The sequence below is a fragment of the Mucilaginibacter ginsenosidivorans genome, assembly GCF_007971025.1.
In the GTDB taxonomy this organism is placed as follows: Bacteria; Bacteroidota; Bacteroidia; order Sphingobacteriales; family Sphingobacteriaceae; genus Mucilaginibacter; species Mucilaginibacter ginsenosidivorans.
The window spans coordinates 1,458,919-1,483,764 of record NZ_CP042436.1; the positions used below are offsets into that span (position 1 = coordinate 1,458,919).

29 protein-coding genes are annotated in these 24,846 nt (G+C 44.5%); 16 read left to right on the forward strand and 13 right to left on the reverse strand.

Features of this window, described 5'->3' with window-relative positions:
- Nucleotides 1–108: 108 nt before the first annotated feature.
- The 4 genes from uvrA to FRZ54_RS06645 are packed head-to-tail and all read left to right on the forward strand — an operon-like array spanning nucleotide 109 to nucleotide 5,195.
- The gene (gene uvrA / locus FRZ54_RS06630) at nucleotides 109–2,955 is read left to right on the forward strand and encodes an excinuclease ABC subunit UvrA (RefSeq protein ID WP_147034436.1); all 2,847 of its coding nucleotides are present in this window, start codon (nucleotides 109–111) and stop codon (nucleotides 2,953–2,955) included.
- Between the two features lie 34 nt (nucleotides 2,956–2,989).
- Nucleotides 2,990–3,229 (forward strand): hypothetical protein, encoded by a 240-nt coding sequence (locus tag FRZ54_RS06635; RefSeq protein ID WP_147030847.1) that lies wholly within the window; start codon nucleotides 2,990–2,992, stop codon nucleotides 3,227–3,229.
- An 11-nt stretch (nucleotides 3,230–3,240) separates the two neighbouring features.
- Entirely contained in the window at nucleotides 3,241–3,648 is a 408-nt protein-coding gene (locus FRZ54_RS06640) for a PIN domain-containing protein (RefSeq protein WP_187359773.1), read from the forward strand.
- A gap of 41 nt (nucleotides 3,649–3,689) precedes the next feature.
- Nucleotides 3,690–5,195 carry an NAD(P)H-hydrate dehydratase gene (locus FRZ54_RS06645; protein WP_147030849.1) on the forward strand — a complete coding sequence of 502 codons (1,506 nt, stop codon included), beginning with the start codon at nucleotides 3,690–3,692 and terminating at the stop codon, nucleotides 5,193–5,195.
- Between the two features lie 259 nt (nucleotides 5,196–5,454).
- On the opposite strand, the gene FRZ54_RS06650 is transcribed toward FRZ54_RS06645, so the two are convergent.
- The 8 genes from FRZ54_RS06650 to FRZ54_RS06685 all read right to left on the reverse strand — a co-directional run bounded on the left by FRZ54_RS06650 (nucleotide 5,455) and on the right by FRZ54_RS06685 (nucleotide 10,316).
- The gene (locus tag FRZ54_RS06650) at nucleotides 5,455–6,276 is read right to left on the reverse strand and encodes an anti-sigma factor (RefSeq protein ID WP_147030850.1); all 822 of its coding nucleotides are present in this window, start codon (nucleotides 6,274–6,276) and stop codon (nucleotides 5,455–5,457) included.
- 2 nt (nucleotides 6,277–6,278) lie between these two features.
- Nucleotides 6,279–6,830: an RNA polymerase sigma factor gene (locus FRZ54_RS06655; RefSeq protein WP_147030851.1), complete on the reverse strand. Its 552-nt coding sequence runs from the start codon at nucleotides 6,828–6,830 to the stop codon at nucleotides 6,279–6,281.
- Nucleotides 6,831–6,856: 26 nt separating this feature from the next.
- Nucleotides 6,857–7,735: a lipoyl synthase gene (gene lipA, locus FRZ54_RS06660; RefSeq protein WP_147030852.1), complete on the reverse strand. Its 879-nt coding sequence runs from the start codon at nucleotides 7,733–7,735 to the stop codon at nucleotides 6,857–6,859.
- An 85-nt stretch (nucleotides 7,736–7,820) separates the two neighbouring features.
- Nucleotides 7,821–8,228, reverse strand: coding sequence for a putative toxin-antitoxin system toxin component, PIN family (locus tag FRZ54_RS06665; RefSeq protein ID WP_262712282.1), 408 nt, complete (start codon nucleotides 8,226–8,228; stop codon nucleotides 7,821–7,823).
- An 18-nt stretch (nucleotides 8,229–8,246) separates the two neighbouring features.
- Nucleotides 8,247–8,456 carry a hypothetical protein gene (locus FRZ54_RS06670; protein WP_147030854.1) on the reverse strand — a complete coding sequence of 70 codons (210 nt, stop codon included), beginning with the start codon at nucleotides 8,454–8,456 and terminating at the stop codon, nucleotides 8,247–8,249.
- Between the two features lie 62 nt (nucleotides 8,457–8,518).
- Nucleotides 8,519–8,848 (reverse strand): bacillithiol system redox-active protein YtxJ, encoded by a 330-nt coding sequence (gene ytxJ / locus FRZ54_RS06675; protein ID WP_147030855.1) that lies wholly within the window; start codon nucleotides 8,846–8,848, stop codon nucleotides 8,519–8,521.
- Between the two features lie 214 nt (nucleotides 8,849–9,062).
- Nucleotides 9,063–9,557 (reverse strand): 6,7-dimethyl-8-ribityllumazine synthase, encoded by a 495-nt coding sequence (gene ribH, locus FRZ54_RS06680; RefSeq protein WP_147030856.1) that lies wholly within the window; start codon nucleotides 9,555–9,557, stop codon nucleotides 9,063–9,065.
- Nucleotides 9,558–9,638: 81 nt separating this feature from the next.
- The gene (locus tag FRZ54_RS06685) at nucleotides 9,639–10,316 is read right to left on the reverse strand and encodes a tetratricopeptide repeat protein (protein WP_147030857.1); all 678 of its coding nucleotides are present in this window, start codon (nucleotides 10,314–10,316) and stop codon (nucleotides 9,639–9,641) included.
- Between the two features lie 243 nt (nucleotides 10,317–10,559).
- Between FRZ54_RS06685 and recF the strand changes: the two genes are divergently transcribed.
- Together recF and FRZ54_RS06695 are read left to right on the forward strand one after the other, a co-directional pair.
- A complete protein-coding gene (gene recF / locus FRZ54_RS06690; RefSeq protein ID WP_147030858.1) occupies nucleotides 10,560–11,660 on the forward strand; it encodes a DNA replication/repair protein RecF in 1,101 nt (366 codons plus the stop codon).
- Nucleotides 11,653–11,943 (forward strand): DUF721 domain-containing protein, encoded by a 291-nt coding sequence (locus FRZ54_RS06695; RefSeq protein ID WP_147030859.1) that lies wholly within the window; start codon nucleotides 11,653–11,655, stop codon nucleotides 11,941–11,943. The genes recF and FRZ54_RS06695 overlap by 8 nt, the downstream gene beginning before the upstream one ends.
- Here FRZ54_RS06695 and FRZ54_RS06700 read toward each other — a convergent pair.
- Nucleotides 11,930–12,133, reverse strand: a complete 204-nt coding sequence (locus tag FRZ54_RS06700) for a hypothetical protein (protein ID WP_147030860.1) — start codon at nucleotides 12,131–12,133, stop codon at nucleotides 11,930–11,932. The genes FRZ54_RS06695 and FRZ54_RS06700 overlap by 14 nt on opposite strands.
- Nucleotides 12,134–12,309: 176 nt before the next feature.
- Nucleotides 12,310–12,729, reverse strand: a complete 420-nt coding sequence (locus FRZ54_RS06705; protein ID WP_147030861.1) for a nucleoside-diphosphate kinase — start codon at nucleotides 12,727–12,729, stop codon at nucleotides 12,310–12,312.
- A 166-nt stretch (nucleotides 12,730–12,895) separates the two neighbouring features.
- Here FRZ54_RS06705 and FRZ54_RS06710 point away from each other — a divergent pair, with 166 nt between their 5' ends.
- From FRZ54_RS06710 to FRZ54_RS06730, 5 genes are all read left to right on the forward strand, one after another.
- Nucleotides 12,896–13,906 (forward strand): DHH family phosphoesterase, encoded by a 1,011-nt coding sequence (locus FRZ54_RS06710; protein WP_147030862.1) that lies wholly within the window; start codon nucleotides 12,896–12,898, stop codon nucleotides 13,904–13,906.
- A gap of 3 nt (nucleotides 13,907–13,909) precedes the next feature.
- Complete coding sequence (locus FRZ54_RS06715; RefSeq protein ID WP_147030863.1) at nucleotides 13,910–14,893, forward strand: FKBP-type peptidyl-prolyl cis-trans isomerase; 984 nt, start codon at nucleotides 13,910–13,912, stop codon at nucleotides 14,891–14,893.
- Nucleotides 14,894–14,938: 45 nt separating this feature from the next.
- Nucleotides 14,939–15,910, forward strand: coding sequence for an FKBP-type peptidyl-prolyl cis-trans isomerase (locus FRZ54_RS06720; protein WP_147030864.1), 972 nt, complete (start codon nucleotides 14,939–14,941; stop codon nucleotides 15,908–15,910).
- A gap of 90 nt (nucleotides 15,911–16,000) precedes the next feature.
- Nucleotides 16,001–16,768: a TatD family hydrolase gene (locus tag FRZ54_RS06725; protein ID WP_147030865.1), complete on the forward strand. Its 768-nt coding sequence runs from the start codon at nucleotides 16,001–16,003 to the stop codon at nucleotides 16,766–16,768.
- Nucleotides 16,769–16,919: 151 nt separating this feature from the next.
- The gene (locus FRZ54_RS06730; RefSeq protein ID WP_147030866.1) at nucleotides 16,920–17,681 is read left to right on the forward strand and encodes a DnaJ domain-containing protein; all 762 of its coding nucleotides are present in this window, start codon (nucleotides 16,920–16,922) and stop codon (nucleotides 17,679–17,681) included.
- A gap of 345 nt (nucleotides 17,682–18,026) precedes the next feature.
- On the opposite strand, the gene tal is transcribed toward FRZ54_RS06730, so the two are convergent.
- Together tal and FRZ54_RS06740 are read right to left on the reverse strand one after the other, a co-directional pair.
- Nucleotides 18,027–19,121: a transaldolase gene (gene tal, locus FRZ54_RS06735; RefSeq protein WP_147030867.1), complete on the reverse strand. Its 1,095-nt coding sequence runs from the start codon at nucleotides 19,119–19,121 to the stop codon at nucleotides 18,027–18,029.
- A 231-nt stretch (nucleotides 19,122–19,352) separates the two neighbouring features.
- Complete coding sequence (locus tag FRZ54_RS06740; RefSeq protein WP_147030868.1) at nucleotides 19,353–19,997, reverse strand: RNA polymerase sigma factor; 645 nt, start codon at nucleotides 19,995–19,997, stop codon at nucleotides 19,353–19,355.
- A gap of 150 nt (nucleotides 19,998–20,147) precedes the next feature.
- Between FRZ54_RS06740 and FRZ54_RS06745 the strand changes: the two genes are divergently transcribed.
- The 4 genes from FRZ54_RS06745 to folE are packed head-to-tail and all read left to right on the forward strand — an operon-like array spanning nucleotide 20,148 to nucleotide 22,260.
- Nucleotides 20,148–20,537, forward strand: coding sequence for a hypothetical protein (locus tag FRZ54_RS06745; RefSeq protein WP_147030869.1), 390 nt, complete (start codon nucleotides 20,148–20,150; stop codon nucleotides 20,535–20,537).
- Nucleotides 20,537–21,202, forward strand: coding sequence for an FAD-binding oxidoreductase (locus FRZ54_RS06750; protein ID WP_147030870.1), 666 nt, complete (start codon nucleotides 20,537–20,539; stop codon nucleotides 21,200–21,202). Before FRZ54_RS06745 ends, FRZ54_RS06750 begins: the two co-directional genes overlap by 1 nt.
- Before the next feature lie 4 nt (nucleotides 21,203–21,206).
- The gene (locus FRZ54_RS06755; RefSeq protein ID WP_147030871.1) at nucleotides 21,207–21,611 is read left to right on the forward strand and encodes a 6-pyruvoyl trahydropterin synthase family protein; all 405 of its coding nucleotides are present in this window, start codon (nucleotides 21,207–21,209) and stop codon (nucleotides 21,609–21,611) included.
- Entirely contained in the window at nucleotides 21,571–22,260 is a 690-nt protein-coding gene (gene folE, locus FRZ54_RS06760) for a GTP cyclohydrolase I FolE (protein WP_147030872.1), read from the forward strand. The genes FRZ54_RS06755 and folE overlap by 41 nt, the downstream gene beginning before the upstream one ends.
- Before the next feature lie 295 nt (nucleotides 22,261–22,555).
- On the opposite strand, the gene FRZ54_RS06770 is transcribed toward folE, so the two are convergent.
- Complete coding sequence (locus FRZ54_RS06770; RefSeq protein ID WP_147030874.1) at nucleotides 22,556–23,341, reverse strand: AraC family transcriptional regulator; 786 nt, start codon at nucleotides 23,339–23,341, stop codon at nucleotides 22,556–22,558.
- Between the two features lie 194 nt (nucleotides 23,342–23,535).
- Between FRZ54_RS06770 and FRZ54_RS06775 the strand changes: the two genes are divergently transcribed.
- A complete protein-coding gene (locus tag FRZ54_RS06775) occupies nucleotides 23,536–24,846 on the forward strand; it encodes a TolC family protein (protein WP_147030875.1) in 1,311 nt (436 codons plus the stop codon).

Genomic DNA, 24,846 nt, shown 5'->3' on the forward strand with positions numbered 1-24,846 from the left:
CTTAAACTTTTACTGCTCCTTTAAGGTTATTTATAAATTGACATTTATATTAGAAAAATACTAACTAATTTAGCAATTAATATGGCTGAATTAGTTCCCGATTTAAATATGATCGAAAAACCTGTTGACCTGGGCGAGCAAAGCGAAGTTGAAGTGTATGGTGCCCGGGTGCATAATTTAAAAAATATCGATGTTTCCTTTCCGCGAAACAAACTGGTTGTAGTAACGGGTTTAAGTGGAAGCGGCAAATCGTCGCTGGCGTTTGATACCATTTACGCCGAAGGGCAGCGCCGGTATATGGAAACCTTTTCCGCCTATTCGCGCCAGTTTATGGGCGGCATGGAGCGGCCCGATGTGGATAAAGTGTCGGGCCTTAGCCCGGTTATCGCCATCGAACAAAAAACCACCAGCAAAAACCCCCGTTCCACTGTCGGCACCATTACCGAGATATACGACTTTATGCGCCTGCTTTATGCGCGCGCCGGCGAAGCCTATTCTTACGTTACAGGCGAAAAGATGGAGCGGATGTCGGAAGATCAGATACTAAAGACCATCACCACCAAATTCGAGGGACAGCCCGTAAATATACTCGCCCCGGTTGTAAAGGGCCGCAAAGGGCATTACCGCGAATTGTTCGAACAGATACGTAAGCAAGGATTTCTGAAGGTTTGGGTGGACGGAGAGATCGTTGATGTTACGCCTAAGATGCAGCTCGACCGTTATAAGATACACGATATCGATATTGTTGTCGACAGGCTTATCGTCAGCGAAAAGGACAGTAAACGTTTACATACTTCCATACAGTCGGCGTTAAAAACGGCCAAAGGTATTATCAGGATAGCCGACAGGGATAATAACGTATTTTATTACAGCAAGTACCTGATGGACCCTGTTTCGGGAATATCTTATGACGAGCCGCAGCCGAATACCTTTTCGTTCAACTCGCCCTATGGTGCCTGCGAAAAATGTGATGGTCTTGGCTATATTTTCGAAGTGGATGAGGCATCTGTGATACCTAATCCGAAATTAAGCATACTGAACGGCGGACTTGCCCCTTTGGGCGAATACCGCGAAACCTGGATATTCCAGGTGTTGAAGTCGCTGGCGAAGAAATATGAATTCTCCTTATCCACCCCGATAGATAAACTTCCCCGCGAAGTGCTGGATATTATCCTGAACGGTACACAGGATATGATAACCGTGGCCGTGGAATACAATAAGTGGAACGTACAGAACTACCAGATCACCTTCGACGGTATCATCCGCATGCTGGAAGAACAGCAGGAACGCCGTAGCGACGAGGGTATGGAGGATATGGAGAACTACCGTGTGCTCCGGACCTGCCCGGTTTGTGAAGGTGCGCGGTTGAAAAAGGAATCGCTCCATTTTAAGATCGATCATAAAAACATTTTCGAGCTGGCCTGCATGGATATCCGCGAACTACAGGAGTGGTTCAATAACCTGGAAGACAGGCTGAACGAGCGCCAGAATGTTATAGGCAAGGAAATATTGAAAGAGATAAGGGCGCGTATTGTTTTCCTGCTGGATGTTGGCTTGAGCTATCTTACGCTCGACCGTACTGCACGTACCCTTTCGGGCGGCGAGGCACAACGTATCAGGCTGGCAACACAAATAGGTTCGCAGCTGATGAATGTGATGTATATCCTTGATGAGCCAAGCATCGGCCTGCACCAGCGTGATAACGAGCGGCTGATACACGCGCTAAAAAACCTGCGCGACCTGGGTAATACGGTTTTGGTAGTCGAGCATGATAAGGATATGATCCTGGAAGCCGATCATGTTATAGATATGGGCCCTGCGGCGGGCATGCATGGCGGGGAAATAGTAGCGCAGGGTACGCCTGCCGAGCTAATGACCATGCATACCCTTACCACATCGTACCTGAACGGCGAGAAAAGCATTGCCGTACCAAAGAAAAGGCGCGAAGGGAACGGCAAAATACTATCGCTCAGAAAAGCTACCGGGCATAACCTTAAAAAGGTATCTGTTGATTTTCCATTGGGTAAGCTGATCGGCATAACCGGGGTATCTGGCAGTGGCAAATCGAGTTTAATAACCGAGACGCTATATCCCATACTAAATCATTATTTTTTTAGAGCCAAGAAACAACCTTTGCCTTATGAAAGTATTGAAGGGTTAGATAATATCGATAAAGTGATCGAGATCGATCAAACGCCTATCGGCCGTACGCCGCGCTCGAACCCGGCTACCTATACCGGTGTTTTCTCTGATATCCGTAACCTGTATTTTCAACTGCCCGAATCAAAGATAAGAGGTTATAAGCCGGGGCGGTTCTCGTTCAACGTAAAAGGCGGACGCTGCGAAACCTGCCAGGGCGGGGGCATGAAGGTGATCGAAATGAACTTCCTGCCCGATGTACAGGTTCCGTGCGAGGAGTGCGGCGGCCGGCGCTACAATCGCGAAACACTGGAGGTGCGTTATCGCGGCAAATCCATCAGCGATGTGCTGGATATGAGCATTGAAACCGCCTGCGACTTTTTTGAACACATCCCATCCATCCACCGCAAAATAAGGACATTGTTTGATGTTGGGTTAGGGTATATCACCCTTGGCCAGGCTTCAACCACGCTATCCGGCGGCGAGGCTCAGCGCGTTAAGCTGGCTACCGAACTTTCCAAAAAAGACACTGGCAATACCTTCTATATTTTGGATGAACCAACTACAGGATTGCATTTTGAGGATATCAATGTATTGCTTGGTGTGCTTCAGCAACTGGTGGATAAAGGAAACACGGTACTGGTTATCGAACACAATCTTGATGTCATCAAGGTGGTCGATCATGTGATAGACCTTGGTCCCGAAGGTGGCTCCGGTGGCGGTAAAATTCTTTTCAGCGGCACACCCGAGGGTTTATGCAAAGTGAAAGAGAGCTTTACCGGGCAGTTTTTGAAGAAGGAGATGGGGATAAAGTGAATAATATTGTTATTTCTTTTGGGTATATTTGAATATGAAAGCCAAAGAATTAGTTTCAGATTCTTTAAATGATCAGCAGGTAATGATGCTAAGGTTATTGAAAAAGCCTTTGCCTGAAGCCGATTTTATCCAAATCCGTAGGCTTGCGGTTAAATTATTGTCGAAACAACTGGATGAAACCGTTCAGGAATGGGAAGATAATAACAATATTACTGAAACGTCGTACGAGGAGCTAAGCAAAGAACATTTTCGCCGCAAGTCTGCCAACTCCTGATTAAAATTGTATTGGATTCTAATATTCTGCTGGTGGTAATTGGCAGAAAAAGCCGGTTCAAACCAATTTGGGATGCCTTTATTGAGGGGCGATATCGGCTTATTATTTCAGATGAAATTACCTATGAGTATGAAGAGGTGCTCCAGCAGCATTCCGCCCCCGGCGTATCTGCAATAGTTATGGAAGTCTTTATTGAATCACCTGATGTTATTTTTCAGCACGTATATTACAATTGGAACGCCATTAAGGCTGATCCGGATGATGACAAATTTTTTGATGCTGCTGTAGCCGCAAATGCTGATTACCTGGTGACAAACGATACTCATTTCAATATTATCAACGAATCTGATTTCCCATCGGTCAAAGTTATTTCAGCCAATACTTTCCTGGAGTTGCTTTGTGAAACGAACGAATTATAAATTAAGCTAAACAATCCCCATAATTCCTAACTTTAGGAATTATGTTACCACTCCTGCTTGCCTCCCAGATCCGCGAAGCCGACGCCCATACGGTAGCGCACGAGCCTATTGCTTCTATCGATCTGATGGAGCGTGCCTCTAAGGCTTTTGTCGGTTGGTTTGTCAACCATTTTCCTGATAAAAATAAAAATATTGCCATTTATTGCGGAACCGGGAACAACGGCGGCGACGGTGTTGCCATTGCGCGCATGCTGTACGACCACGGCTACGAGGCGTTATCGGTTAAAATTGCGCGTTTTTCGTCGCGTTCCACTGATGAGTTCGACAAAAATCTTGCCCGGTTAAAGCGGCTTGATGTTCCGTTAACCGAAATGGAAAACGGCGACGATCTGCCCGAAGAAAGCAACGGAATCGTGATCGATGCATTGCTTGGGACGGGTTTGAACAAACCCCTCGAAGGAGAGTATGAAAAGCTGGTTAAATATTTAAACAGTGTTAAATGCACTATGGTAGCAGTGGATATACCTACCGGCTTTTTTGCTGACGGCGAAATTGACCCGGATGCCACTATTCTGAAAGCCGATCTCGTCATCACTTTTCAACAACCAAAGATCAACTTCCTGCTGCCCGAATCAGGTCCTTATATAGGTTGCCTTGAAGTTGTTCATATCGGCCTTGACGAAAAATTCATCCGTTCGTTGAATTCACCTTACCAATTGGTTGAAGAAAAGGACATTCGCGCTAAGTTAAAGCACAGGAAGCGTTTTACTAATAAAGGAACCTATGGCCACGCGCTTATTATAGCCGGTCAGCCCGAGACAATGGGAGCGGCGCTGTTAAGCTCCTCAGCCTGCGCTTATGCAGGTGCCGGACTGACAACGGCATGCATACCTGAGAACGGACTGATAGCTTTAAACAACCACCAGCCGGAAGTTATGGCCATAGTGAGGAAAGAAAAGGAATTGCCCGATGTGGACTGGCCGAAATTTAGCACGATAGCTATAGGGCCTGGATTGGGCAAAGACGCAGCCTCTTTAAAATTATTTACCCGGGTGCTCGCGAGTTTCGACAGGCCCGTGGTTATCGATGCCGATGCCATCAATATGCTTGCTTCAAATCCCGACCTATGGAAACATGTGCCAAAAGGCTCCATACTTACGCCGCACGTTAAAGAGTTCGACCGCCTGTTTGGCGAGCATAAAAGCTGGTGGCAGCGTTTGCAAACAGGTAAACAACAGGCAAAAAATTATGACGTTTACATCGTCCTGAAAAACGACTATACCATAACCATTACGCCCGTCGAAAAATTTTACTTCAATTCAACCAGCAATGCGGCGATGGCGAGCGGTGGTATGGGCGATGTGTTAACCGGTATAATAGCCGCCTTGCTTGCACAAAAGTATTCTTCGGAAGACGCCTGCATTATCGGCAACTATATTCATGGGAAGGCTGGTGACGAACTGGCGCTGCCAAACCGTATGTATGCGGTGCTGCCGGGCAGGCTGATAACGCAACTGCCGGTTACCATGGTAAAATTGATGGCATAAAAAAAGCGGCCGTAGTATTATCCGGCCGCATTTTTAATTAATATATTAACTGATCTTATAAAGAACGAAATACTCTTACTGTAGGTTTATTTACAAGACGTTGGTATTGAGTATTTGTTACACTATGGTACCTTACGCCCCGGTTTTTTAACAAAAATTAACAATTGAGCGACATATTGTGTGCCAAACTCACCTTTGGTAACAAAAAAGTCCCGGAACTGTTTGCACCGGGACCTTTCAATATTAAAATATCTTCCTTTTAGAATTTGCCAATAACCACCATTGCATCCATGGTTGGCGTTGGGCTGCCGCCGCGTTTTTCAAGCGTAACAGCAAATGCATCGGCTGATGCTATCGACTGCATTTGTTTCATATCCTTAGAAGTGGTATCAGCATCAAAAACGCCGAGGCTAACCGGGGTTTTGCCTACAATGGCCCACAACTGGTACTGGTGCGCCTGGTCGTTAGCGGGCATTTTGGCATCGGCCATATCTATCCAAACCTTCTTTTTAACCGGGCTCCACGCAACGCTCAAACCCGCGTCAGGCGATTTCGGCGTACCGCCCATCCTGATCACCTTATAGGAACGGTCGCGTAATACCCCGATCTCGTCGTCCTTAAAACTAACTGTATTGGCAAACTTCTGGTTTTGGCTTTGCAACGATGCAACAAGGTTATTTGACACCTGTAGCCGGTTATAAACCGATATCAGCGCTATCACGCTTGCTATAAGCAACGCCAGGCAGGCGGCAAAAGCATATTTATAAATGTTGGTCGTTTTTGGCTTCTCAAATGGTATAACTTTTGGCTCAGGCGCTTTTTCCTTCGATGCAAAATTCCGGTCGTCGCCAAGGTTTACAACCAGGCTGTTCAATATACGGTCGCGCAAATTTTCTGCAGGGTCCACTTCATTTGCCTTTGCATATAATTCAAGCGACTTTTCGATCTCCTCCAATTCAGCTTTTATCGCCGGGTGTTTCGCAGCCATAGCCTCCACCTCGAGTTTTTCCTCGTGTGAGACATCGCCTAAAACATAAAGTTCCAGTATCCCCGATTCGATATATGCTTTTATATCTTCCACTGTCAATTAAAATGTTTCCTCAACTGCACTATTGCCATCCTCAACCGTGTTTTTATTGTACCCAAAGGCACGCCGAGTTCGTCGGCGGCTTCTACATGGGTATAACCTTTAAAATATACCAGGTCGAGAATCGATTTCTGCTCGGGTTTCAGTTTGTCGACAAGGTCCTTAATGCCCATCAGCTCCGGCTTGTAAACAGTGTTCCTCTGCTCATCGATAAAAGTTACGTTATTTTCGAGTTCCTGGTTTTTATTCTGGTTCTTGAAATCCTTCGATCTGATCTTGTCTATGGCCAGGTTTCGCGCAATATTGACCATCCAGGTAAATAGCCGGCCTTTATCAGAGCTATAAGTAGTAAATGAATTCCATATCTTAACAAAGGTATCCTGTAAAACATCCTCCGCTGTTGCGGTATCGACGACGATACGCGAAATTACGCCATACAACGACGAGGAATACATGTCATACAGCGCTTCAACCGCTATTTTTTCGCGGTTGCGTAATGCGCGTATAAGTTCATCTTCTGAAAGAGATATTTTAAGTTTCCTGGCCAATCCGTTGTGAATATAGGGAGCTTTGGTTACATTTCAAACAGGTGTTTTTCTGCATGATAAGAGGAACGAACCAATGGCCCGCTCTCCACGTACCTGAAACCCATATCAAGGCCTATTTGTTTGTATTTATTAAATTGATCGGGATGTATCCAGTCGATAACAGGATGATGGCTGCGGGTCGGCTGTAAATATTGGCCCAGGGTTAGTATATGCACCCCGGCCTCATATAGATCGTTCATTGCTTCAACTACATCCTCTTCCGTTTCGCCCAGGCCAAGCATAATACCCGATTTGGTGCGAAGCCCCGCTTGTGATATATGCCTTAAACATTCAAGGCTGCGGTCGTATTTTGCCTGTATCCTTACCTCTTTTGTCAGGCGGCGGACAGTTTCCAGGTTGTGCGAAACCACTTCGGGCCTGGTTTCTAAAACCCTTTCAAGGTTTTCCCATATGCCCCTGAAATCAGGAAGCAGGGTTTCGAGTGTCGTTTCGGGGCTTTCCCGGCGGATGGCATTGATCGTTTCGGCCCAGATGATGGAGCCGCCATCTTTCAGATCATCACGATCGACGGAGGTAATTACGCAATGCTTTACCTGCATCAGCTTTACTGAGTTGGCCACGCGGCCGGGCTCGTCCATATCAACCGCAAGCGGCCTTCCGGTTGCCACGGCACAAAAAGAGCACGAACGTGTGCAGATGTTGCCCAATATCATAAATGTAGCAGTCCCCGCTCCCCAGCATTCGCCCATATTAGGGCAATTGCCGCTTTCGCAAATGGTATGCAGCTTATGTGTATCCACCAGGTTGCGTACCTGGGCGTACTCTTTCCCCACAGGAAGTTTCACCCTCAACCAATCGGGTTTGCGCTGGGTTTGATTTACAGGAACTACCGGTAATTCGATCATAATGCAAAGGTATGTAAAAACACCCTAACCCCGTAAACGGGCAATTTATTTTAAAAGCCCCGGGGCGATATTTACAATGAATTGATCAAAGTGTATTTGATTTTTTCAAGAGATCTTCAAATTCATCTATACTGAGAATGGGTATTGACGGAAAACCAATATGCTTTAATATATTGAAATGACTGTCGTTTGTGACAATAAAGTCGGCATTTGCAGCGAATGCGCAATCCACAAATTTATTATCATCTTCATCCTTATCGATCAAACGGAGGTTATAAAAAATTGTCGTCAGTATGGCGTTCGATAATTCAGTTATTGACCGTATCACATTGATGGCTACCTCGGGATGCCAATGCAAGGATAATTGTTCTTCGTATTCAGTTAAAATCTCATTAGTATAGGCAATTTGTATTCTTTTGGTTAGAATCAATTGGTACAGCCAATGGTATTTTGATTTTGAAGAAATGGAGACCAGTAACACATTCGTGTCCACTACAATTATCACGGTAGCTTACGATTTTTGATTAAGCCATTTTTCCATGTCCTGTTGAGTCAGGTTCTTTTCCTTCCATATGTCATCTGCCTGCGATATAGCTTTATCTGCATAAAATCCCGATAACAGGTCTTTTAATTCGATCAGGTCTTCGTTAGAAAGGTTTGTTTTGAACAACTTAAGTAATTCTATCTGAACGTTAGTAAGCGGATAATTCAGTACACTCATGACTAATTAATTTATACTAATTTACAGATAAAGCGACTAAACGCAAAATGTATATCGGAAGATCAGCTCAGTACCGACAGCGCTTCTTCAATGGATATATCGCCGTGTGACTGGTCGAGTATGCATTCGCCGTCTTTGATAACCAATAATTGGGGCGATTCGTGATGCACATGGAAATCGTGCACAATTTGATTGGATATGTCGCGGTGCCTTATCAGGTCGAGGAAATAGATATGGAGCCCTTCGGGTAAATGTTCCTTGTCCATTTCAACCCTTCTTTTTGCCATCAGGCTGGTGGCACAACGGATGCTGTGTTTGAAAATAATGCTATAGCCCTGTTGCTGTTTGATCTCTTTCACCTGCTCAGCAGACTCCAACGGTATCCAATTCATAAAAATATCGATAATCTAATCCGCAAAAATAAGCAGCGAAAGACAAATTAGTTTTACAGAAAAGTAAAAATGACTATCGGCTGTTTTTTGGATACGATCCGTAGGCCGGGCAAAGTTTGTTTGAACATGAGGCTATGCTGCCTGCTATCAAAACTAAAAGGGCTATGTAAATTATCTTTTTCATCGTTCAAATTACTTTCCGGTTAAACGTGTATCAGCCGTTCAATGTTTCAGCCAGGCTTGCCATTTTTATGGCGGTTATTGCCGCCTCGTCACCTTTATTGCCGTGTTTGCCGCCGGCGCGGTCAATTGCCTGTTGTTGATTGTCGGTAGTTAATACCCCAAATATAACAGGTTTTGAATATTTTATGGCAACATTACTTATGCCATTTGCCACTGCGTTGCAAATAAAATCGAAATGCCGTGTTTCGCCCTGTATAACACAACCAAGACAAATTACCGCGTCCAGATGCAGGTTTTTTAATAATATGTCCGCACCCGATGTCAGCTCAAAGCTTCCCGGTACCGAATAGTTGAAGATATTATCGGGCAGGGCGCCGTTATTTACCAGGCTTTGATAAGCACCCTGGTACAGTGCATTGGTGATCTCCGCGTTCCATTCGGCTACAACTATACCAAAGCGGTATGGTGCCGCCGATGGGATGTCGGTGTCCGAAAAGTCGGAAAGGTTTTTTAATTGTGTCGCCATTGTTTACAGGCTTCGAAGTTAATAAAAAAACAAACGGCCTCATGATGAATGAGGCCGCCTGATAATTTCAACATTATATTTTTACAGTTGGGCGTCAACCCTGGCAATATAGGCATCTATATTTTGCGCCTCGTTGCTTTCAGGATAGTCGCTCTTTAACTTTTTATAAGTGTCTGAAGCGTCTTTGTACTGTTTTTCAGCTTCGTAAACCAGGCCGAGTTTTTTCAGGTAAAACGGCGACAGAAATTTGTTGCTTGCCTTATCTGCTGCTTTTTTGAAATAAGTTTCAGCTTTGTCGTAATCTTTCATTTCAACATAAGCATCGCCGGTGCTGCCTAATGCTTCGGCTGCAACCATGCTGTCGCTGCCGCGGTAGTTGGTCAGGTTTTCTACCGCTTTACGAAACTCACCTTTATTCAAATAGGCAATACCCAGGTAGTAATAAGCCAGGTTTGCAGCTTTGGTATTGCTGTAATCGGCGATGATCTTTTCGAAACCAGGATAGCCGGCATCGCCTTTAATTGCTTTATCCCATTCTTTTTTGGCCCAAAAATCCTGCGCAACATACATTTGCTTATTGGCTGTTTCCTCGCGCGGGGCAAGATATAATTTCTGGTATCCCAGGTACAGGAGTATCATCAGGACGATAGCACCCGCTATAAAAACTAAACTTTTTTGGTTGTCGCGTACAAATTTGCCCGATTGTCCAAAATCATTTCTTGTTACCGGAGCCTTGCTGTTCGCTTGCGTTTTCGACATTTCTATTCTAAATTAAAGTTTGCAAAAATACGGTTTTCAAGTTTGTTAGCAATAGGTGGGTGCAAATATTTGTTGATTAGTGATTTGTGATCTGTTAACTTGTAATTAGTGGTCGGTTGGCTTGTAATTGCCTGTTTGTAGTTTCAATTGATCTTATTTGACCGATCCCCAATAACAGATTAACTAATCACCGGTTAACCAGTCACCAGTTAACTAACCACAAATCACTACCTTTGACAACGAATGTATCTCCAGCAATTATCTGTCATCAATTTTAAAAATTACGCCGAAGCCGGACTTGTATTCAGCGAGGGGGTAAATGCATTTACCGGCGATAACGGGGCAGGTAAAACCAACCTGCTGGATGCCATACATTATCTTTCGCTTTGTAAAAGCTATTTTAACCCGATAGACAGCCAGCAGATAAAACAAGGGGCCGATTTTTTTATCATCAACGGTGTTTTTGATAAAAATGCCGAGCTTAATACCATCTCGTGCGGTGTTAAACGCAACCAGAAAAAGCAATTTAAGCGCAATAAAAAGGAGTATAACCGCCTGGCCGACCATATCGGTTTGTTCCCTCTGGTGATGATATCGCCTTATGATATCAGTATAATCATTGAAGGCAGCGAAGAACGCCGCAAGTTTATTGATAATGTGATCTCGCAAACCGATAACCGATACCTGGATGAGCTGATAGCTTATAATAAGGTATTGATAAACCGGAACGCTTTACTGAAGCGGATAGCCGATACCGGCAGGTACGATCCTGATCTGCTGGCGGTGTTCGATGAGCAGCTCATTGCTTCGGGGAACCAGATATTTGAAAAACGCAAGGCTTTTATGGAAAGCTTTACGGAGATTTTTAATGAACACTACCGTTTTTTGAGCGAGCAAGCCGAGCAGGTCGACCTGGTTTACGAATCGCAATTGTTACAGGATGATTTTGCTTCGCTGTTAAAAAAGAGCACCGAGAAGGACCGCGCGCTCGAACGTACCACCATGGGTATTCACCGCGATGAACTTCAATTTGCCATTCACGGTATGCCGATGAAAAAATTCGGGTCGCAGGGGCAGCAAAAATCCTTCCTCATTGCCTTAAAGCTGGCGCAATACAGCTTTCTTTACAGGCAGAAAGGGTTTAAGCCTCTATTGTTGCTGGATGATATTTTTGATAAATTAGATGATAAAAGGGTAACCAAGTTAATGCAAATGGTATCGAACCACGATTTTGGCCAGGTTTTTATAACCGACACCAGTGCAGCAAAAGTGGAGGGGATATTTAATAAGATAGGTGTGGATATCCGCCTGTTCGATATAAAGGGAGGGGAAGTAAATGCGTAAAGCTAACGATAAGACCCTGAAAGAAGCCATAGAGCAGATGCTGCAGGTTTACAAGATCAAACGGCGGTACGACGAGACCGGGATCATATCTGCCTGGCCCGAACTGGTTGGTAAATCGGTTGCCAATCGTACCAAAGAAATATTCATCAGCGATAAAAAACTCTTCCTCCGGATCGAATCGTCCGTAATAAAAAATGAACTGCTGATGATGCGTTCGCAGATAATCGAAAAGATAAATAAGGACGCCAACGCGCTGGTTATCGAAGAAATTATCTTCCTCTAGACCAACGGGCCCTTGCTACCGACTTTTTCCTGAAATCATCACTGATGATAGAATAGCCCAGTATCATAAATCCCGGAGTGATGAATAACAGTTGCACTTCAGGCGGGTGATGGATGAAGAACAGCGAATTGATAAATATGATAGCAGCGATCAGTACCGCGTATATAAGACTTTTGACAAGCAGTTTCATAAAATTTGTTTTAAGGTATCACAAAGTAATACAAAAACCCTGCCAGCATACGTATTTTTATAACCCGCAGGCTCGCAACAACCTAAAGGTATTAACTTAAATTAAAATAAGCAAGGGAGATGGGGAAAATATTTCCTGAAAGCGGAACTGAATTTCCGCTTTCAGGAATAAGATTTTTAGAACTTTTCGAAAGCCGAAAAGTAAAAATCGCCTTCTATTTTAGCGTTTTCGTCCGAATCGGAACCATGCACAGCGTTTGCATCGATCGATTTGGCAAACAGGTTACGGATAGTTCCGGGTTCAGCCTTAGCAGGGTCGGTGGCGCCTATCAGTTTCCTGAAATCTTCAACCGCATTGTCTTTTTCCAAAATGGCAGCTACTATCGGGCCCGATGACATGAAAGCCACCAGGTCGTTATAAAAAGGGCGTGCAGCGTGCACGGCGTAAAACTGGCCGGCTTTCTCGGGCGTGAGCCAAAGGTATTTCATCGCGGTGATCTTAAAGCCGCCCTTTATGATCTGGTCTAAAATAGCGCCGGTGTGTCCGTTAGCGACAGCATCGGGCTTTATCATAGTGAATGTTTTATTGGTTTCCATCGTCTCTTTTAAATTGCCGCAAAAGTAGCGTTTTAATGTTAATAAATAAATGCTTTTTGTAAACCTTACACTTACCTTTAAAACTCAATTACAATTGAATAAGTGTTTTGCCGGAATAGTTTGTATTTAATTTATTTCCTTAGCTTTGCACGCTATTTTTAAATGAATGCTGGAATTAGCCGCGCTTAAGGAATTTTTAGAACAACCCCGCCGAATTGTCATAACTACCCATCATAAACCTGATGGCGATGCTATGGGCTCGTCGCTGGGCCTGTACAATTACCTGATACAGCAGGGCCATCACGCCAAAGTGATCACGCCGACAGATTATCCCGATTTCCTGGCCTGGATGCCCGGTAACGGCGAAGTGATCATCTACACAGAAAATACAAAGGAAAGTGCCGAACTGGTTGCCAATGCAGAGCTGATATTCTGCCTTGATTTTAATACGCTGAGCCGCATTAACGAACTGGGCGAACTGGTGCGGGCCAGCAATGCGGTAAAAGTGATGATAGACCATCACCTGGAACCCGAGGACTTTGACGATTACCGTCATTGGGATATCAATGCATGTGCTTCGGCACAATTGGTTTACGATTTTATCGTTAATCAACTTAATAACAAACAACTGATCAACAAGGATGTGGCCACCTGCCTTTACACAGGCATCATGACTGATTCGGCCTCGTTCAAACTTCCAAATACCACATCGGGCGTTCACCGCATAGCTGCCGACCTGATAGACCTGGGCGCCGTTAACTGGCATATCCACGACCTGGTTTACAGCAATATGTCAGAAAACCGCCTGCGCTTTTTGGGGCATTGCCTGAGCAATAAACTGGAGGTGTTCCCCGAGTTTAACACGACACTGATAACCGTGAACAGGGAGGAATTGGAAAAATACCAGGTAGAGACGGGCGACACGGAAGGTATAGTGAACTACGGTCTATCGCTGGAAGGTGTGCGGCTGACCGCTTTTATTGTGGAACGAAAGGACAAAGTAAAGTTATCGCTAAGATCGAAGGGGGAGTTCCCGGCGAATGAGATATGTAAAAAATACTTTAACGGCGGCGGTCACCGCAACGCAGCGGGCGGCGAATCGACCGATAGCCTGGAACAGGTGATAAATAAATTTAAATTAATTTTACCAGAGTATAAAAAACTATTAATACAGTAAATAATGAAAAAAAACTTAATGTTTTTAGTAATTGCAGCGGTTGGACTAGCAAGCTGCAATGGAGGATTTAAACAGGCACCGGGCGGTTTGTTATATAATATTCATATCGATAAAAGTGGCCCCAAAATAAAGGACGGCGATTTTATTAGTTTAAATGCTGTTACAAAAACCGACGGCGACTCGGTGCTATTCAGCAGTTATGAACAGGGAGCCGCATCAAACAGTATCATGCAGAAGAACAGGCCGGTAGGCGATGTGGCAAATATCTTCCAATACCTGGCCGAAGGCGACAGTGTTACGGTTAAAGCCAATATAGATTCGATGGTGAAAAGAGGTATGCGCAGGCCTCCTATAAAAGGGAAGTACATTGTATATGAAATAAAAATCGAAAAGGTTATTCCAAAAGGTACCGGCAAAGATGCTGATAGCACCTTTAATGGCCAGGTTAAAAAATACATGGCGACGCAGGTGCAGGCGATGGCAAAAGCCGAGGACGCAAAAATGAAAAAATATATTGCTGATAAAAAACTTAACGGCACCACCACGGCAGACGGGTTGTATTACATCGTAAATAAGCCGGGCGTTGGCGATAAGGCTGCCCTGGGCGATACAGCGGAATTATTTTACACAGGTAAATTCCTTACAGGTAAGATTTTTGAAACCAACATTAAAGAGGTGGCTCAAAAAAATAACAACTACAACCCCGGTTTACAGTACAAGCCTATACGTGTACCGGTAGGTGTAAAAAAGGTAATAGCCGGTTGGGACGAAGGCTTGCAATTGATGAGCAAGGGCGAAAAAGCAACCTTCGTTATTCCCTCAAAGCTGGGCTATGGCGAACAGGGATATTACCCGGTTATAGCGCCATACACGTCATTGGTATTTGAAGTAGAGGTTGTAGATATTATCCATCCGAATCCAAACGCGCCGAAATACGCCCCTCCTGCATTGCAGCCAACGGCAAAGCTAACACCGGCAAAAAAGTAATTTATTGATATAACCCCCGCGAAAGCGGGGGCTTTTGTTTTATATATGAAAAAAATAGCAATAGCGCTTTTATCATTCATGATTGTTGGTCTTGGGCTGAAAGCGCAGGATGGTTTTGTAAAGACACCGCAGGGTGACCTGGTGAAGAACCTGACCAATAAACCAGGCGACAAAATAAAAGTGAATGATGTGGTGACTTTTAACCTCACCCAAAAAACAGAAAAGGACTCGGTATTGGGATCTACCTATACCATGGGCCGCCCCATTAAAATACAGGTACAAGAGTCAAAAAATGCTGCGGACCTGATGGACATCTTCCCTGTACTGGCCGAAAAGGATAGCGCTTTGGTAAAAGTTCCTACCGACTCGCTGTTTAAAGGACATGACGATCAGCGCCCCCCGTTTCTGCCCAAGGGCAGCTACCTGGTGTGCCTGGTAAAGATAGAGCGTGTGCAGACGCTCGACGATGCGATGGCCGAGCGCAGTAAGATCGTCGACAGCATGAAAACAGCCGAGACCACGGAACGGAATAAATACATAACCGATCATAAACTTGTTCTAAAAACTACGGCTTCAGGGCTGGAATATGTAATAACCAAACCTTCGTTAAAGCACAAACCACTTGCCGGCGATACGGTATTGGTTAATTATGTGGGCAGGTTCCTGAACGGGCAGATATTTGATACCAGCATTCAAACCGAAGCTGAAAAAGCCGGACTGAACCAGCCGGGCCGCACTTATGCCCCATACCAGTTTGTTGTTGGTAAAGGAAACGTTATTCCCGGTTGGGACGAAGGTCTGCTTCTGCTGGGCAGCGGTGCAAAGGCCACATTTGTTATACCGTCCAGCCTGGCTTACGGGCAGGAAGGCTATAGCGACATCCCGCCTTTCGCTACATTGGTATTCGACCTCGAACTGACAGGCATAAAACCGATAAAGCATGCACCCGCTGCTATCAAACCGGTTATAAAGAAGACCACGGTTAAAAAACATACCGTTGCCAAAAAGAAAAGCTGATATACGGCCCCCGATGACCCGGGGGCTTTTTTATTAACTTTGCGATATTAAAAAGCTATCTCGTTGTGAAGAGGCTTTCAGCAAAGACCTATGTTATTAACGGACACCCATACCCATCAATATTACCAAACCGACCCGCTCAAAAGGCAGGAGCTAATGCAGCGTTGCCTTGATAATAATATCGGGCGGTTGTTTTTGCCCAATGTCGATTCGGCTTCGATGGAGCTGGTATTCAGCCAGGTAGCCGCCTTTCCCGAAAACTGCTTTGCCATGCTCGGTTTGCATCCCTGCGACGTAAAAGAAAACTGGCAGCAGGAACTCAGCGCCATAAAAGAAGCCATTCCTTCACACAAAATTTACGCGATAGGTGAAATAGGTATCGACCTGTATTGGGATAAAACCACGCTGGATATACAGGTAGAAGCATTTAGAATACAGATAGGTTGGGCGAAAGAGCTGAAACTCCCCATCGTTATCCACTGCCGTAACTCATACGACGAAGTATTAGAGGTATTAAAGGAAGAATATGACGAAAACCTGCGCGGCATATTGCACTGCTTTACCGGAACGCTGGAACAGGCCAGGCAACTCATCGGTATGGGTTTTTACCTGGGTATCGGCGGCGTGGTAACCTACAAAAATTCCGGCCTCGACAAAGTAGTGGAGCAGGTGGATTTGGAACACCTGGTGTTGGAGACCGATTCGCCATACTTAACCCCGGTTCCTTTCCGCGGCAAACCCAATGAGAGCTCTTACCTGGTTTACGTGGCGCAGAAGGTAGCTGATCTTCACCGGGTAAGTATCGAAACCGTAGCAGATATTACCACAGAAAATTCTAAAGCTATTTTTGGGATTTGATTCTGTCTTTGGCGAAAGCAATATTCATGTTATTTTGCCTTACACGCTGTCTCGCTCCCGGCGTCCACGCCTCGTGATGCTTCTCCTCCATGTAGCGCCCCTCCATTAAACCATCGCCGCTAAAATAAATCCAATAGCTGTAATCGCAGCCATGAAGGACTTTTACTACATCCTCGGTACCGCCCGCGATGCCACCCAACCCGAAATTGAGGTGGCATATCGAAAACTTGCCCGCAGGTTCTACCGCGATGGCGAGGCGCACGACGAATTTATGGACAGCCATTTCCGCGAGATAACCGAGGCTTATGATACCCTGCGCGATACCAATCGCCGCAGCAAGTATGACACCGCCTTCAGGCGTAACCATCAACGCAGCCTAGCCGCCTTCAAACTCAAATATCTTAATATCGCAGTCGCGATAACGTTCGTGGCGGTAACGGCACTGTTTGCCGACTATGTCATCAGCTCCATTCGTGGCCACACTTCAAAAAAACCGGTAACAAAAACTCCCATACAACCTGCGGTTGCTGCTGTGGCAGCCATTCGGCCAAAAAAACATCACAAAGCGGTGACAGCGGCCGTCCAAAGCCATCTAACTACACTCAGCACCAAAGAGCATAATCCGGCTTCGGAAATCAACGCGTTTATCCCCGTTACACATGCTGGCCCATCCATTACCGACACAACCGGTCCGGCGCCTGTTTCAACTGCCTTGCCCTATTTGGTCACCCTGCACGCCAACGTAACCGGCATCGTTTACCTGCACCGGTCACCCGATTATAACTCACCCGTCATCGCCAAAATTTCGGACGAAACCCAGGTACAATTGCGGCAAAAGGGCGAAACCTATTGTAAGGTACTATTTAACGACCAGGAAGGTTATGTACTGACAAGTAGTATTATTAGGCCGTAATGATGATACTATTTCGGCATTGGTTTTGAAAAAAAATCCACGAAACAAAAAAGCTTTACAATTTGTAAAGCTTTTAGCGGAATGGACGGCTCCGTATATCTTCCGGAAAATGTCTCACTTATAGATTTTTACAATCAGATATGTTGAATGGTAACCTTTTTGGTGGCCTTGATAAACATCTCTGTTTGAAAGATTTTGAAAGAACTAGTGTTATTCAAATGTACAAAATGCTATAAAGACTAACAAATGTTCAACGTCTTTTCCAAGCGATCCGATTTTCAGTTTACAGAGTGATCGTTATCGCTTTAGTTCTGGTTCCTGTATTCAAGTGGTGTCATGCCTGTCTTAGGCCTTGGTCTTTTGTTTCTCAATAGCCAGTAGCAGGTTTTCAAATGCCTTATTAAATTTTTCAATGCCTTCATCCTCCAGCTTTTGCGTAACCATAGCTAAATCAATACCACCTTTTTTTAGTCTGCTTAATATTTCGGTCGCTTCGTCCAGATCCTCACCTAAGGTATTTGCAGCTATACCGTGATCCCGGAAAGCTGCTATAGTCTCTAACGGAATCGTGTTTACTGTATCAGGTCCGATGAGGGCTTCTATATATTTGGTATCTTTAAAAGAAGGGTCTTTGCTGCTGGTGCTTGCCCATAACAAACGCTGTACTTTTGCGCCTTTGGCAGCCAGCCTTTCCCAGCGCGGGCCGCTGAACGCCCTTTTGAAAATTTCGTAGGCTTTTTTCGCTGACGCGATAGCAATTTTACCTTTTAGGCCGCTCAAGTCCTTTTCATCAATCATCGGGTCAACCATCACATCTATCCTGCTTAGAAAAAAACTGGCTACTGATGAAATCTGGTCTATCGCTTTATTCTTCGCCAACCTGTCTTCCAAGCCTGATAAATAGGCTTCTACCACCTCTTCGTATCTTGGCAAGCCAAATAGTAAGGTAATGTTAATATTTATGCCAGCGGCAATTGAACTTCTTATAGCGGCTAAACCCGGCTGTGTCGCCGGAATTTTTATCATTACGTTTCTGCGGTCAATTTCTTTCCAAAGTTTTAAGGCCTGTTTAGCTGTTTCCCCGGTTTTCAATGCCAAAAATGGCGATACCTCCAAACTCACAAAACCATCGGCACCGTTAGCCTCATCGTAAACAATCCTGAATACGTCGGCCGCATTTTTGATATCGGTTATGGCTAATCCAAAAAATATATCTTCATTGCTGCGGTCACCTTCAGCCAGCATACGAATTTCGTTATTATAAGCGGTACTGCCGGTAATGGCCTTTTCAAAAATAGACGGGTTTGAAGTTACCCCGCTTATGCCATCCTCATTGATCAGCTTCTTTAAATTTCCCGATGAAATAATACTCCGGTCGATAAAATCCAGCCATATACTTTGACCAAAACTGTGGATTTGTTTTACCTTATTTGCTTCCATGATATGTTTTTTGTTAAGTCATTTTATACTTTTTAGTGAACGCTTTTAAAAACCTTAAAGTCATCTGATCTGGTAAGATTGAAACGAACAAAAAGGGATTTAAATTATCAAGAATATTGTGCCAGGTAACGCGTGAAAATCCCCAGATGATGAGCTGTCAGCAGTTTATGTTGCAATAAACATGCATTGCTTAAATAACCGGGACACCAATAAATGTAAGTGCAGGTAAACTCAAAACAAACCCTGATTTATCTTATTCATGACATAATTGACGATCACATCACAACGAACCAGGTTAAATTCATAGATCTGCTCCGGCTTCCATGCTTTGCTGAGCTCCGCCCGCAGCATTTCTTTGGCTCGGGTTAAACGGATCTTTACGTTTGATTCGCCGAGCGCTAAAACTTCCATCGTCTCATTGGTGCTCATGCCCTGCACCTCCCGCATCATAAATACCAATCGGTATTTTTCCGGCAAACTGGCAACCGCTTGTTCTAATATACTCTTCAGTTCCTTGTTCATCAGGCCGTTTAAAGGCGTTTCATGATGTTCATCAATAAAAGTGGTTTCCATCAGCGCTTTATCCTTTTTTGTTTTTCTCTTTTTATGCAGCAGGCTTTCGTTGATCAGTATCCGGGTGAGCCAGGTTCCGAAACTGGATTGTTGCCTGTAGTTAGCGAGCTGACGATAAGCATTGATATAGGCAATCTGCATAATGTCCTCAGCCTCTGCGTTGTCATTGATTATAGACATGCTGATTCTGTACATACGCGAATTATATTTTCGCATTAGATTTTCATACAACTGCTGCTCACCGCCGACTATTCTGGCAACGATCTGTTCATCACTCAAATCTTTAATTGTTGAGTTATCCATAACTATATTGATCCTGATTATATAATAGAGTATCGAAAAAGGAAAGGGTTACAAAATTAATGGTATTTCAGCCGGGTTGTTTGCAATTCGTTACATTTTGTAACCCTTTTTAACCGGGCGTGCTCTAACGTATAAATAATTAATAATATCATGCAAGCAAATACAAAAAATGCTAAGGACGTTCAAACCATTTTAAGGCTTACTTTTGGTCTGGTGCCTATCGTAGCCGGTGCAGACAAGTTCACCAACCTGTTAACAAACTGGGAACAATATTTAAACCCTTCGCTGAAAATGATTTCACCGGTCAGTAGTCATACTTTTATGATGATCGTTGGCGTAATCGAGATCACCGCAGGTATAATCGTTTTAATAAAACCTCAGATCGGCTCATGGATCGTCAGTGCCTGGCTGGTGCTGATCGCATTGACCCTGATCGTGTCCGGTAGTTTTCTTGATGTGGCCGTTCGCGATCTGGTTATGGCTATAGGCGCTTTCTCGCTGGGCAAACTTTCAACCGTTAAAAATTTAAAAACTGTATAATGGAAAGCCATATTGTTAAAGTTTTAGCCACGGAATATTTAACCCACAACGTTAAACGTTTTGTCACAGAAAAACCGGCCGGTTACAGTTATACGCCCGGCCAGGCAACAGATGTTGCGATCAACCGCCCCGGATTGGAATCTGAATTGAGACCATTTACGTTTACTTCTCCCGTAAACGCAGGTTACCTTGAATTTATCATCAAGATCTATAAAGGCCATAACGGGGTAACCGAAAAACTTGCGGATATCGTGCCCGGAAATGAATTGATTATCCATGAAGTATTTGGAGCAATTCGATATAAGGGGCCGGGCGTTTTCATTGCAGGGGGTGCCGGTATCACACCATTCATAGCGATATTCAGGCAACTTGGGGCAACCGGGGCGCATCCAAACAATACTTTATTGTTTGCCAACCATACCGCGGCGGACATTATTCTGAAAGACGAATTAAAAACGTTTTTAGGAGATCGCGATATTGATATCATCCGGTATCCTTTACCGGGCGAAGAGCAAAAAATATTAGATAAAAAACTGATCGCTGCCAGTGCCGGCGATCACGCGGCTTATTATTACATCTGTGGTCCTGACCAGTTTACAGCAGATATGATCGGCATGCTGCACGAATTAAATGTAGCCGATCAATTCATCGTTTTTGAACAGTAAGCCGATGATCACGACGATTTGCAGAAAATTTCATTTCAACGCCGCTCATCGACTACACAATACACATTGGACAGATGAAAAAAATCAGGACGTGTTCGGGAAATGCAATAATCCTAATTATCACGGGCACAACTATGAACTGATTGTCAAGGTCACCGGAGAGATAGATCCAGATACCGGCTATGTAATGGATATAAAGGCCTTAAAGGAAATCGTCAGACAAGTAGTAACGGAACGGTTTGACCACCGGAACCTTAATCTTGATCTGCCGGAGTTCACAACCTTAAATCCAACGGCTGAAAATATCGCCGGTGTCATCTATACCCTATTAAAACCACAAATCCAGAATAAATTAACTATAATACTTTATGAAACAGAACGAAACTTCGTTGAATATAGCGGGGAATAATTATACAGCGGAAGCTGACCTGGGCGATGAACATATCGGCACTTCCTGGGACACCCCTTTGCGGGAAGATGCCTTTGATATGGATGACGAAGAAAAGATCCTGTTGATCGCCTATCATTTTAAGGAGATCATGCAGGTCCTGGGGCTTGACCTGACTGATGACAGTCTTAAAGGAACGCCCATGCGCGTCGGCGAAATGTATGTCAGGGAGATTTTCAGTGGGCTTAATCCGGAAAACAAGCCCGGGATGGCCCTGTTCGAAAACAAATATGGCTACAACCAGATGCTGGTAGAAAAAAATATCGCGCTTTATTCAAACTGCGAACACCATTTCGTACCCATTATTGGAAAAGCACATGTGGCTTACATTTCCAGCGGCAAAGTCATAGGCCTGTCTAAGTTAAACCGGATCGTCCGTTATTATGCGCAGCGGCCACAGGTGCAGGAACGGCTGACCAGGCAAATCGCCGAAGAATTAAAAACGATCCTTGGCACCGAAGACGTAGCTGTAGTGATTGATGCTGTTCACCTTTGTGTTTCGTCAAGAGGCGTTAAGGATACCAGCAGCAGCACGCTTACCGCGGAATACTCCGGGGCTTTCCTTGACGCCCAAAAGAGAGACGAATTTTTAAAATACCTGAATACTTAAAAGAAGAAGTTGGATTAATAGACCCGATCCGGTATAAAAACGTAAGCGTTAGAGAGCCCGTCATTAACCTGTATTCCACAGGCCAGGACGGGCCTTTTTAACGCGGTCCGGGAGTCAGCAATTTCTACTAAACAGGTACCACAACTTCCCATACCACAACAAAGGCCAAAACCCGGTATAGCCAGGAGATCCGAAATCAGCGTCATTAAACTTTGATACCGCGCGGGGACAACCTGTACCCGGTAATTTTCACCGAGATACACCAGGGTCAACGGGACCATTATTTTATCCCCCATCATTTGTATTTATTAAAACTTGAGGGACGTAGATTGGTGAATTGGTAAAAAGTAGTACTAAATGCAGAGAGACTGTGGTAGCCGATAAGGTAAGAGATCTCCGTCATGGACCTGTCCGTTTCCAAGATCATTTCAAATGCTTTAACCATCCGGAGTAATTTCAGGTATTGTAAAAAGGAAATACCCAGGGTAGACTGAAACAACCGGGAGAGTGAACGGCAGCTAAATCCAAAACGGTCACTGATGCTTTGCAGCGTATGCGGTTCAGCAATTCGCTCATCCATAAAGGCAAGTATGGCGCACATTCTTTCATTTTCGGTTGAAGGCAGCGCCATTGGCATGATATGCGTACTGATTTCCGGCAGGATATTTTTTATGGTGGTTAAAAACTGATAGCGTTGGTCATCCGGCCCGATCAGCCCTTCCCAGCCATCTGAGTGTTTGATCATCTGCAACAGCAGTTCGTTGATCGGGTAGATGCCCACTTTGGCGTAAAAAGGATGCCGGTCGTCATCAAAAGCATAAAAAAATATGGAGCGTAAAACAGTGGCGGAATGGCTTACCTTTAAAATATGCTCCAGCCCAGGCGGTATCCAGAAGTAATGCCGGGCAGGGATCACAAATGTTTTGTTTTTGATATGAACATAAGCAATGCCACCCTCCACATAAGATAGTTGCCCCTTGGTGTGCCGGTGAACAGGAATATGCCTTTCCAGCTTCTCGTGCATCACGTAAACGGATTGCGGTTCCTGATCAATATAGGGCAATGAAGCTATTAAACTCATAACAAAATGCAATTATAGGAATGACTTTTGCAACAAATCACTCAAATTGTTGTGAAAGGTAACAAGGACCAACGTAATTTTCTTGATTTTGGCCGGAATCATCAAATATATGGCTTATTCCGTAAAGCCGCATCAGCCGGGTAGGCATACTTTTGCGTCCAAAATAAAGGATGCAAAAAAATTATACAAAAATTATGGCTCTGTGGGGGTGCTTGGTTCTGCGAACATCGCTGTTGAGCGCGCAACAATCAGCGGGAACTGCTTTACCCTTATCATTACAACAGGTCTGGCAAAGGTCTGATGTTTATAGCAAGGCCATACAAATGCAAAAGGTGAAGGTGCAACGCAGTAAGGAAGAGATCCGGGACGCGGTGGTGGAAAGGTTGCCCGAATTATCTGTTGGCGGCAATTTTGAGCAGGCCACCAATATACCGGTTTATGAACATGGCTTGTTTAGCGCGCCCACCCAGCATGAGGTGATCCATACACTTTATAAAATAGGTGCCGATGGCTACCTGAACATTTACAATGGCAGCAAAACCAATCTGAAGATCGCCGAAGAAAAAACGCATGATAAAATTGCCATTGAACAACAGAACCTGACCATTTCTGATATCAGGTACCGGGCAGCTGCACGATACCTGGAACTGCAAAGGAGTATGATCTTTAAAAATCTAATGATCAAAGATATTGCCGATCAGGAGAAGCAACTGGCAGAGATCAGGCAGTTCTTAAAAAATGGGGTGGTTTTAAAAAGCGATGTCTTACGGGTTGAGCTCAAACTTTCCCGTCAGAAACTATCCCTGGTTACCATTGAAAACGATATTAGCCTTTCCAATCAAAAGCTCAACATCCTGATCGGCGAGCCCGATGAACAAATTGTAATTCCCACCGATAAGGCAGGGCCGGATGCTTTAACACTGGGTACCTATGAATCCTACCTGTCCGAGGCGATGGCGAAATCATTTCAGTACCGGATCTCGGCCCAGGAAACTGAGTTGAAGAAAATCGAGCTGAAAAATGTCAAAGCAAACGTATCCCTGAAAGTAGGCTTGTACGGTGATTTTTATTATGCCAATCCCCAGATCTTTCTTTATCCCTATAACCCTCATCTTTATTCATTGGGTATTGCCGGGGTACGGGCCTCATTTCCTTTGTCAGCGATCTACCTGAACAGGCACAAAGAAAAAATTGCTGAGCTGGAATTAAAAAACCAGGAATTGGAACATTCGGATACCGAAGATAATGTACGGAAGCAGGTTAAGGAAGCCTATCTGCGCTATAAGGAAGCATTGATAGGTATTGATGTGGCCAGGGTTAACGTAGAGCAGGCTAAGGAGAATTACCGGATCGTTAACAATACCTATTTTAATCAATCTTCCCTGATCACTGATCTGCTGGATGCCGGTGTACAATTGCTGCAAACCAGGTTTGACCTGGCAACAGCAGAAATGGCGGCCAGCTTACAATACTATCAATTACAAAATGTCATAGGAAACCTTTAA

Excerpts from the sequence above, each read along its gene's own strand:
- FRZ54_RS06745 (WP_147030869.1), top strand. The coding sequence starts at position 20,148 with ATGCAAGCAAATACAAAAAATGCTAAGGACGTTCAAACCATTTTAAGG.
- FRZ54_RS06725 (WP_147030865.1), top strand. The coding sequence starts at position 16,001 with ATGTTATTAACGGACACCCATACCCATCAATATTACCAAACCGACCCG.
- FRZ54_RS06645 (WP_147030849.1), top strand. The coding sequence starts at position 3,690 with ATGTTACCACTCCTGCTTGCCTCCCAGATCCGCGAAGCCGACGCCCAT.
- FRZ54_RS06740 (WP_147030868.1), bottom strand. The coding sequence starts at position 19,997 with ATGGATAACTCAACAATTAAAGATTTGAGTGATGAACAGATCGTTGCC.
- FRZ54_RS06695 (WP_147030859.1), top strand. The coding sequence starts at position 11,653 with ATGCGTAAAGCTAACGATAAGACCCTGAAAGAAGCCATAGAGCAGATG.
- ribH (WP_147030856.1), bottom strand. The coding sequence starts at position 9,557 with ATGGCGACACAATTAAAAAACCTTTCCGACTTTTCGGACACCGACATC.
- FRZ54_RS06710 (WP_147030862.1), top strand. The coding sequence starts at position 12,896 with ATGCTGGAATTAGCCGCGCTTAAGGAATTTTTAGAACAACCCCGCCGA.
- FRZ54_RS06705 (WP_147030861.1), bottom strand. The coding sequence starts at position 12,729 with ATGGAAACCAATAAAACATTCACTATGATAAAGCCCGATGCTGTCGCT.
- tal (WP_147030867.1), bottom strand. The coding sequence starts at position 19,121 with ATGGAAGCAAATAAGGTAAAACAAATCCACAGTTTTGGTCAAAGTATA.
- FRZ54_RS06670 (WP_147030854.1), bottom strand. The coding sequence starts at position 8,456 with ATGAGTGTACTGAATTATCCGCTTACTAACGTTCAGATAGAATTACTT.
- FRZ54_RS06755 (WP_147030871.1), top strand. The coding sequence starts at position 21,207 with ATGATCACGACGATTTGCAGAAAATTTCATTTCAACGCCGCTCATCGA.
- FRZ54_RS06685 (WP_147030857.1), bottom strand. The coding sequence starts at position 10,316 with ATGTCGAAAACGCAAGCGAACAGCAAGGCTCCGGTAACAAGAAATGAT.
- uvrA (WP_147034436.1), top strand. The coding sequence starts at position 109 with ATGATCGAAAAACCTGTTGACCTGGGCGAGCAAAGCGAAGTTGAAGTG.
- ytxJ (WP_147030855.1), bottom strand. The coding sequence starts at position 8,848 with ATGAATTGGATACCGTTGGAGTCTGCTGAGCAGGTGAAAGAGATCAAA.
- recF (WP_147030858.1), top strand. The coding sequence starts at position 10,560 with ATGTATCTCCAGCAATTATCTGTCATCAATTTTAAAAATTACGCCGAA.
- lipA (WP_147030852.1), bottom strand. The coding sequence starts at position 7,735 with ATGATCGAATTACCGGTAGTTCCTGTAAATCAAACCCAGCGCAAACCC.
- FRZ54_RS06775 (WP_147030875.1), top strand. The coding sequence starts at position 23,536 with ATGGCTCTGTGGGGGTGCTTGGTTCTGCGAACATCGCTGTTGAGCGCG.
- FRZ54_RS06715 (WP_147030863.1), top strand. The coding sequence starts at position 13,910 with ATGAAAAAAAACTTAATGTTTTTAGTAATTGCAGCGGTTGGACTAGCA.
- FRZ54_RS06700 (WP_147030860.1), bottom strand. The coding sequence starts at position 12,133 with ATGAAACTGCTTGTCAAAAGTCTTATATACGCGGTACTGATCGCTGCT.
- FRZ54_RS06635 (WP_147030847.1), top strand. The coding sequence starts at position 2,990 with ATGAAAGCCAAAGAATTAGTTTCAGATTCTTTAAATGATCAGCAGGTA.
- folE (WP_147030872.1), top strand. The coding sequence starts at position 21,571 with ATGAAACAGAACGAAACTTCGTTGAATATAGCGGGGAATAATTATACA.
- FRZ54_RS06720 (WP_147030864.1), top strand. The coding sequence starts at position 14,939 with ATGAAAAAAATAGCAATAGCGCTTTTATCATTCATGATTGTTGGTCTT.
- FRZ54_RS06750 (WP_147030870.1), top strand. The coding sequence starts at position 20,537 with ATGGAAAGCCATATTGTTAAAGTTTTAGCCACGGAATATTTAACCCAC.
- FRZ54_RS06730 (WP_147030866.1), top strand. The coding sequence starts at position 16,920 with ATGAAGGACTTTTACTACATCCTCGGTACCGCCCGCGATGCCACCCAA.
- FRZ54_RS06770 (WP_147030874.1), bottom strand. The coding sequence starts at position 23,341 with ATGAGTTTAATAGCTTCATTGCCCTATATTGATCAGGAACCGCAATCC.